Annotated in this window: 9 protein-coding genes; 4 read left to right on the top strand and 5 right to left on the bottom strand. The window is 55.0% G+C overall.

Going from position 1 to position 7,979, the window contains the following annotated elements; genetic code table 11:
- Positions 1 to 129 precede the first annotated feature (129 nt).
- Positions 130 to 279, bottom strand: coding sequence for a hypothetical protein (locus tag ACN0VD_RS03360; protein WP_417591595.1), 150 nt, complete (start codon positions 277 to 279; stop codon positions 130 to 132).
- Between ACN0VD_RS03360 and ACN0VD_RS03355 the strand changes: the two genes are divergently transcribed.
- Both ACN0VD_RS03355 and ACN0VD_RS03350 read left to right on the top strand, forming a co-directional pair.
- The gene (locus ACN0VD_RS03355) at positions 235 to 624 is read left to right on the top strand and encodes a GTP-binding protein (RefSeq protein WP_417591613.1); all 390 of its coding nucleotides are present in this window, start codon (positions 235 to 237) and stop codon (positions 622 to 624) included. The two genes, ACN0VD_RS03360 and ACN0VD_RS03355, sit on opposite strands and share 45 nt — an antisense overlap.
- A complete protein-coding gene (locus tag ACN0VD_RS03350; protein WP_417591593.1) occupies positions 621 to 1,220 on the top strand; it encodes a DUF1826 domain-containing protein in 600 nt (199 codons plus the stop codon). The genes ACN0VD_RS03355 and ACN0VD_RS03350 overlap by 4 nt, the downstream gene beginning before the upstream one ends.
- A 395-nt stretch (positions 1,221 to 1,615) precedes the next feature.
- Here the strand turns inward: ACN0VD_RS03350 and ACN0VD_RS03345 are convergent, their stop codons facing one another.
- The 4 genes from ACN0VD_RS03345 to ACN0VD_RS03330 form a co-directional block, all read right to left on the bottom strand.
- Complete coding sequence (locus ACN0VD_RS03345) at positions 1,616 to 2,746, bottom strand: epoxide hydrolase family protein (RefSeq protein ID WP_417591591.1); 1,131 nt, start codon at positions 2,744 to 2,746, stop codon at positions 1,616 to 1,618.
- 233 nt (positions 2,747 to 2,979) lie between these two features.
- The gene (locus tag ACN0VD_RS03340; protein WP_417591589.1) at positions 2,980 to 3,585 is read right to left on the bottom strand and encodes an NADPH-dependent FMN reductase; all 606 of its coding nucleotides are present in this window, start codon (positions 3,583 to 3,585) and stop codon (positions 2,980 to 2,982) included.
- Between the two features lie 79 nt (positions 3,586 to 3,664).
- A complete protein-coding gene (locus ACN0VD_RS03335) occupies positions 3,665 to 4,579 on the bottom strand; it encodes an SMP-30/gluconolactonase/LRE family protein (RefSeq protein ID WP_417591587.1) in 915 nt (304 codons plus the stop codon).
- 7 nt (positions 4,580 to 4,586) lie between these two features.
- The gene (locus ACN0VD_RS03330) at positions 4,587 to 5,330 is read right to left on the bottom strand and encodes a FadR/GntR family transcriptional regulator (protein ID WP_417591585.1); all 744 of its coding nucleotides are present in this window, start codon (positions 5,328 to 5,330) and stop codon (positions 4,587 to 4,589) included.
- 183 nt (positions 5,331 to 5,513) lie between these two features.
- On the opposite strand from ACN0VD_RS03330, the gene ACN0VD_RS03325 reads away from it, so the two are divergent.
- Together ACN0VD_RS03325 and ACN0VD_RS03320 are read left to right on the top strand one after the other, a co-directional pair.
- Positions 5,514 to 7,193: an FAD-binding protein gene (locus tag ACN0VD_RS03325; protein ID WP_417591583.1), complete on the top strand. Its 1,680-nt coding sequence runs from the start codon at positions 5,514 to 5,516 to the stop codon at positions 7,191 to 7,193.
- A complete protein-coding gene (locus ACN0VD_RS03320) occupies positions 7,190 to 7,978 on the top strand; it encodes an alpha/beta fold hydrolase (RefSeq protein ID WP_417591581.1) in 789 nt (262 codons plus the stop codon). Before ACN0VD_RS03325 ends, ACN0VD_RS03320 begins: the two co-directional genes overlap by 4 nt.
- Position 7,979 lies beyond the last annotated feature (1 nt).

The following is a 7,979-nucleotide window of genomic DNA, read 5'->3' as shown; positions in this document are numbered from 1 at the left end:
AAACGAAAGACCATTGAACATCGGCGCTTGCAACACCGCAAGCTAGCCGCCTAATATCAACCAATAAGACGAGGCCGATGCTCCGCTAATTTACGCAGCCATCTGTGCCAAATGTTCTGACGACGGACACTATATGGATATGCCAACCATCGGCCCGAGACCGAGGAATATGGCGTCGAGAGCTTCGTCTACCGTGCCCGCCGCCCCTTTCATCCCTCCCGCTTCTATGATTTCCTGACCAATAATGGCCTGGATCATGTAATTCGGGCGAAGGGTCATTTTTGGCTGGCTACGCGTCCCGATTTTTTGGGAGAGCTTGCCGTGGCCGGTAGTCAGACCATCACAGCGCGCCTGGGCCGCTGGTGGGCAGCCGTTGCCAAGAACCAATGGCCCGAAGACGGAAGCTTCGAAGAATTTGTCATGAAACACTGGGATCCCACATGGGGCGACCGGCGACAGGAACTGGTTTTTATCGGTATCAACATGGATGAAGCGCGCATATGCAGGGAACTGGATTCGTGCCTGATCGAAAGCGATGCTTTTACACCGGAACGATGGTCGGCATTACCCGACCCCTTCCCCGCATGGGAAACGACCCAGGCTGTGCTGGAGCCAGCGGAATGAGCATCGATACAAAAGAACGTCCGATCGTACTGACAGCGGGAAATATCGAAGCATTGGACGCTATCCGGGATGAGGATATTTCCATCGCCCTGTGGGAACGAGAACTGCCGGCCGGATTATCGGAACTCAATCTGGATGACATAGCCGACATTCGTTTTACCGCAGATATTGACGAACTGCATGGCCCGCTCGACGATGCGCTTGACGAAGCGGGACATAGAAAAGGCAGTCCCAGAGATGCACTGCACAACGATATTGTAGCGCTCGCCAAATGCTTTGCCAGGATCATGGAAACCGACTTGGTCGAAATCCGGCTGGAGCACGTCACCACAAATGCCTGCAAAAAATTCCACGCCGATTATGTCACGGCGCGGCTCATCACCACCTATATGGGCCAAGGCACGCAATGGCTTGAGGGTGACGATGCAGCGGATTGCGATTGTGGTGAGCCCCATAAGATCCAACAGATGGCGGCAGGCGATATTGCTCTGTTCAAGGGCCGTCTCTGGTCGGCAAAAGCGCCAGCCATCCACCGCTCCCCGCCTATTGAAGGGACGGGTGAGGAACGGCTGGTGCTGGTAATCAATCCGGCTTAGTAGGAGAAAATCTTCGCCGCCAGAATTCCAGGGAACCCGATTGTGCATCGAAGCTCCAGCAAATCTTTCCGCCTACCGCCCAGTTGCGGACATGAGGGTTTACCCGCATTGAGTTCAGACAATGGCAGCTTTCAAGAACGTGCGTCGGCCTTCGGAATGACAACAGTTGGGCACCCAGCGGATATCAAACGTCAACACTGCGAATGACCGATTGTGGGTCGTTTGCCCAAGGTCCACTTTCCACTACCCAGCTTCCGATAGCGGACAGTCCGCAATCGGCCCACTTCCAGCCACTGGGGTCGCGAAAGGCATTGAAGATCTATGTCCTTAGCATCAAATTTTCGGTGCAGAGTCCATTGCAGCCTGGTTTCATTTGTAACAAAAGGCCGCAATGGTCACAAAGTCATCATTTGAAAACAATCCCGGATCTCTCTCACAAAATCATCCGGACGTTCCATCGCCAGAAAATGGCCGCCCCGGTCGAGTTCGTTCCAATAGACAATGTTTTTCCGGCATTTTTCAGCCCATCGCCGAGACGAAGGACAAATATCCCATGGCGCAACCGTGGCGCCAAAAGGCAAGTTGAAGTCATCGACCTGAAAATTTCCAAAGCTGTGCCAATATAGGTGGGCGGAGCTGGTTGCTGCATTGTTCAGCCAGTAGATCATGACATTGTCGAGCAAATGATCGCGACTGAAAACATGTTCCGGATGGGACAGGCCATTGTCATCGGCACAATCGGACCAGCCATGAAATTTCTCGATAATCCACGCCATTTGTCCAACGGGTGAGTCCGCAAGCCCATAACCCAAAGTCTGCGGCCGCGACGATTGCTGCATCGAGAATCCAGCCTCCTTTTGATAATACCATTGCAGGCGCGAGAGCATCTTCTTTTCCCGGTCAGTCAGGTTTTCGCAGTCATCACTATTCGGCGGCGGAGCGACCATATTGACATGTATGCCGGCGCATCCGCCCAGATTCTGGCGGGCAATTGTCTCGGTTATTGCAGAGCCCCAGTCGCCACCTTGTGCGAACCACCGCTCATAGCCCAACATCGTCATCAGATGATGCCATGCCCTCGCAATCTGCGGAACATCCCAACCCCTCTGCGCTGGTTTGCCGGAAAACCCGAAGCCGGGCAGGGAAGGTATGACAAGATGAAAATCATGACTAAGTGGTTCAATAACATCGAGAAATTCAAGAATTGAACCGGGCCAACCGTGGGTCATCAATACCGGGCGTGCATCTGGATTGTCACTTCTGATATGGATGAAATGGATATCCAGCCCGTCAATCTCCGCCAGATAATTGGGCAGTCTGTTCAGATGCTGCTCGCATCGCCGCCAGTCATATTCCTCTCGCCAATAACGGGCCAGTTCCTTTACATAGGACAAGGGTATACCCTGGTCCCAATCATCGACAATTTCCTTTTGCGGAAAGCGGGTCAGCGCAAGCCGCGCCTGCAGATCATCAAGCTCTGTTTGCGCGATGTTGATTTGAAAAGATCGGATGTTATCGCTGTTCATCTTTGCTCTCCCTATTCCGACGTTGTCCGATGAACGGGATTAATATCTACATTCGGACGACAGCAGCCATATCCCGGCGCATATCTTGATCAGCGATCGCCACCCGATGGCGGTCGTTCACAATGGCGCAGTCTTTGGTTCGATTCAGATAGCTGCTCGTGGATGGTTTGTTTTCTCACGAACTCAGGAAGCAGTGAGTAGGCAGGCTTCGCAGAATTCAATCCCGTTTCTCTTTAGGCGGTTGCCGGAACCAGCAGTTCTCTGTTGCCAGCCTGAGACCGAAGGAAATCGAGCATCTGGAAAGAAAGAGCGTCCAACTGGCTTGTGGCCTGGCTATCGCCCGTTCCATCAAGAGCTACTTTTTGGACCAGAGAATTTATGGTTGCGCCCATCGGGGTCGGCCAAGCGCGCAGCGCATGAGCGATCGATCGCAACGCAACAAGCGTAGTTCCACAGGCTTGCGATCCATAAGCCGTGACGATCGAACCGAAAACCCGGCCACTGAGATAAGGCGGATCATCCTTTGCCAAATCTTCGGTCCAGTCGAGCGCATTCTTCACCGGCCCGGAGAGACTGCCGTGATAGCCCGGTGTAGCGACGACTACGCCGCTGCACTCTCTCATTGCATTGATAAAATCATCCTCGACCGGCGTTCGCGAGAAACAGGAGGGGTCATAATGACGCAAATTTGCAAGAAACTTTCCATCAAATATGCGCACCTTAACGCCGGTGCTTTTGATCTGGTCGGCAACATATCGCAACGCCGTTTCGCTGGAGGAGTTCTCTCGTTGTGTGCCACCAATAAAAACGACGGATTGCTTTTCATGTTCGACGGACATTTTCTATTTTCCTTCCCAAAATTATTCATTCGCGGTCGAGCCTGGCTCCGGGGGCAATGAACCGAAAGCGTCTCGAAAATTAATTCAGGCGCAGACCGGATCGGGGCCATCGCATGTGATATACGCATCCGGTTGCCGATGCGGTCAGATAGGCATCACGCATATCCGCGCCGCCGAAAGCTATATTGGTGATCGCCGGCCCAACCGCATCGAGATCTACCCGGTCGACCAGATCACCGGCGGGATTGACAATCGAAACACCCGCTTCAAGCAGGGTGCAGGCGCAGACATGGCCGCTCGCTTCAATCGCAAGGCTGTCAAGCAAACGATAACGGCTCTCGCCGAACAGAAAATTGCCACCGCCGGAGCCAAAAAATGTTTCGCCGCCCCGCAGAACCCCGGGTGCATCAACATACCACCACCATAATCGCGCGGTCGCTGTTTCGGAGACATAGAGCCGCTTTCCATCAGGTGACAGGCCGATACCGTTGGGTTCAGCAAGCGGACTGGCGACGGTCCACGCATTGCTATCGCTTACATAGCAGATACGGCCATTATCACTATGCGTCTCCCAATGCTTGCCCGTGTCGGTAAAATAAAAGCCGCCATATTCATCAAATACCAGATCATTAGGACCCGACAACGACCGGCCATCCACTTGAGTCAACAAGGTTTCGACTGAACCGGATTCCAAATCCACCTTCTGTATCGAGCCCGATATATAGTCTGACGCTGCGCCGGTAGGGAATATTAGTCCATCGCCCTGATGCCATGAAAACCCGCCATTATTGCAAATGATCACACGACCATCGGGAGCCAGAGCTGCGCCATTTGGACCACCGCCAAGCTGGGCGATAACCGTCATGTCGCCACCGGGTTCAATTCGCGTCAGTTGCCCGTTCTGGATCTCCACAACAAGCAGACTACCGTCCGGAAGAAATATAGGCCCCTCCGGGAAACCCAAGCCGTCGGCGATGCAGGTAACTTCTGCCACGACGCGTTCAATAAAGATCCAGCACGGTGGTCCCGCCAAGCTCGGACAGGATGACTTTCCGGAGCGTGTCCATATGGTGTTGCCACCAAAGCTGCGCGGCTTCGGCATCGCCCGCCTCGATGCGATCCGTAAGACCTATATGATTAGCCAGTGCCTGCTTGTTCAGGCGCAGCTGGTCTTTCCTTGCAATGCCGAGAAAACGATCGACGTGGCGCAGGAAAATATCCTCCAGCATGCTCACGATAACGGCCAACGCCACGTTGCCAGCTCGCTCTACCAATATACGGTGAAAATCGGCAGTTGCCCGACCGAAAATGTCAAAATTCTTGATATTTTCTGCTTCAAAATTGGTATGTTCACGCATCGCGGCAATATCTTCATCGGTTGCGCGCGCCGCAAGGAGACCCGCGAGAGGCGGTTCGATAAATGCCCGTGCCTCGAGCACCTCAGCGAGCGTAGCTCCGCGAAATTGCAGCAAGAAACCCAGAGCTCGACCGGCAGCATCATCACCGGGCAGACATATGCGTACGCCGCCCTTGGCCCCTCGCTGCACGCGCACCAGAGATTCTGATTCGAGCAGACGAATGGCCTCTCGCAAGGTTGGGCGTGACACATCAAAACGGTCCATTAGTTCCGCTTCGGTCGGAAGTGACATGCCCTCTCGCAACTCCCCCGTAACAATCTGTCGCCGTAAAGCTTCGGCGATCAGTTCAGCGGCTTTCGGTACGCGAATGGCTGATCCCGATTTCATCGAAGGATTGCCATATTCACGGTGGAATAATTCAGGCCCAGCCTATCAGAATATAACATCAAAATTTCTACCCCAGTCAGAAACTGCACTATTTGTGCCTATCATGCATCATTAGAAGCCTCAAAAAAGTTTGTCATCCAATTAGGGATTGATTTATATAATTAGTTAGATAATTTAGCTGAAATGTCAAACAGAAAAATATCCGCCGCCTCACCCCAATGGGACAGAGAATGCGATTTTCTTGTGCTCGGGGCTGGCGGTGGCGGGCTGGTCGGCGCGCTTGCAGCCCGTGAAGCGGGTCTTGATGTCATACTTTCGGAAAAAGAGAATTGGGTGGGCGGCGCGACCGTATTGTCGGGCGGAACACTTTGGTTGCTTGCCAATTCGGTTCTCGAAAAAGCCGGTGTCAGCGACAGTTTGTCTGAAGGCCGCGCTTATTTGTCCGCGCTCATCAAGCCCGAACCCGATGCCATTGACCAAGCCCGTATTGATGCATTTATCGAAGACAGCGGTGCGCTCGCCAATTTTCTCAACAGAGCCGGATTGGAACTGCGCCACGCTCGGGGGTGGTCAGATTATTACGCCGAACTTCCTGGCGGGCTCGAATGCGGGCGAACGCTCTTTGCGAAACCGTTTGATGTCAATCAGCTGGGCGCCGCTGCAGAATGGCTGCCCGCAGCCGCGATGTTCTCGTCCGCCAATTCCCCCGAAGTATCCAAGCTGGCGCTCGGCGCTCGGTCCTTCGAATCCATATTGATAGCGATCAGGGTATTTTTCCGGGCCACGATCGCGAAGATGAGAGGGGCCAGACTCCGCACCCGTGGCCAGGCATTGATCGGGCGGTTGCTGCTGGCGGCGCGCAACGCCGGTGTGGAGATATGGCGCGACGCCCCGATGGACGAGCTGATCCTGTTCGAAGGGCGTGTCATCGGTGCCCTTATCCGGCGTAACGGCAAAACCATGCGGGTTCGCGCCCGTCGCGGCGTCCTGCTCACGACAGGTGGATTCGCCCACAATCCCGATATGCGGCTTCGCTATCAAGCACCCGTCAGCACCGATAATACTATGGCACCCAAAGGCGACACCGGGGACGGGATCATCGCGGCCGAGAAGGCCGGTGCATCGGTTGCGATGATGGAAGAATCATGGTGGGTTCCCGGCACGAAAACGCCGTCAGGACCCATGGTCCATGTCTGGGACCGGTGTTTTCCGCATTCGATGATCGTCGATATCAACGGGAAACGCTACATGGATGAGTCCGGCCCCTATATGGAAACCGGTCAAACCATGATCCGTCACCATGCCAAACTGGGTGTCGATCACAGCTGGATCATTCTCGAAAAACGGCATCGGCGCCGATATGCCTTCGGCATGGCGCCCCCAATGGTAACGCCAAAAGGATGGCTGGAAAGCGGCTATCTGAAACAAGCGAACAGTATCAGCGAACTGGCGGATGCAATCAATATTCCGCAAGAGGCCCTCACCACTTCAGTCGCCCGTTTCAACAGCCAGATCGCCGATGGCACAGATCAGGATTTCGGACGAGGCAGCCGCGCAATCAGCCGCTTCTATGGTGACCCGAGTGTGAAACCGAATCCTAATCTGGGTCAGGTTTCCCAGCCCCCTTTTTATGCCATTCGCATTTATCCGGGCGATGTTGGCACGGCTGGCGGGATCCGCACTGATGCCGACGGTCGTGCTCTCAATGACAAATTGGAAGCCATCCCCGGCCTGTACGCAGCGGGCAATGCGGCGTGCGGCATATTTGGCCCGTGGTATCCCGGTGCCGGCGCATCAATCGCTCCCTCCATGCTGTTTGCAAGACGCGCAGCACTGGCGGCAGCCCAGGAGACAGACCGATGACCAATTTTCAGGAGACGATTGTTACAACCACAAAAGGGCCCATCGCCTTTCAGGAGGCGGGCACCGGACCAGCAGTGATTTTGCTCCACGGTAACGGCCATTCTCACCATGAATTCTCCCGCGTGATCCCGCTGCTGGCCGACAATCACAGGGTGATCAGCTGGGACATGCCGGGGCATGGCGCGTCCCGCATGGCTACCGCGACACTCAGCATAGAAGAGAGCGCCGACGCGCTGCGCGAGGGACTTGCCCATCTGGGTATCCACGATGCGGCGATTGTCGGCACATCCATTGGAGCCTTTATCGCCGCCGCTTTCGCCGCGAAAAACCCCTCCGAAGCGCGCGCCCTTGTCCTTGCGGAAATGCAGTTGCGAACACGGGCATGGTGGGACAAGGCATGGCCCGTCGTTGAAACCATGTTTGGCGAATGCGTCCAAACGCACGACTATGTGCAGGCCCGACTCGAAAGCCCGCTTGATGAGGCGTTGCTGGCGCGCTGGAATGGCGATCGCCAACTGGCCGGGGCCGATACAATGATTGCCGCCATGGCAGCGCTGCGCGATCACCCGATCGCGACGACATTGTCCCGTATCACTGTCCCGACGCTTTTCCTGTTTGGCGAATCCGGCCCGACGGTAGACTGCGCCGAGACCCTGGGTCTTTCGCTTCCCGGCGCTCGCCAACAGGTCATACCCCAGGCTGGCCATTTCATATCAATCGATCAACCGCAGGCCTTCGCGCAGGCGATTGAACATATTTCAACGGAACAACGAGAGGGCGGATAAC

The organism is Parasphingorhabdus sp., assembly GCF_048267785.1.
Lineage (GTDB): Bacteria > Pseudomonadota > Alphaproteobacteria > Sphingomonadales > Sphingomonadaceae > Parasphingorhabdus.
Note: the sequence above shows the minus strand (reverse complement) of the source record. Positions and strands in the feature narration are given on the sequence as shown.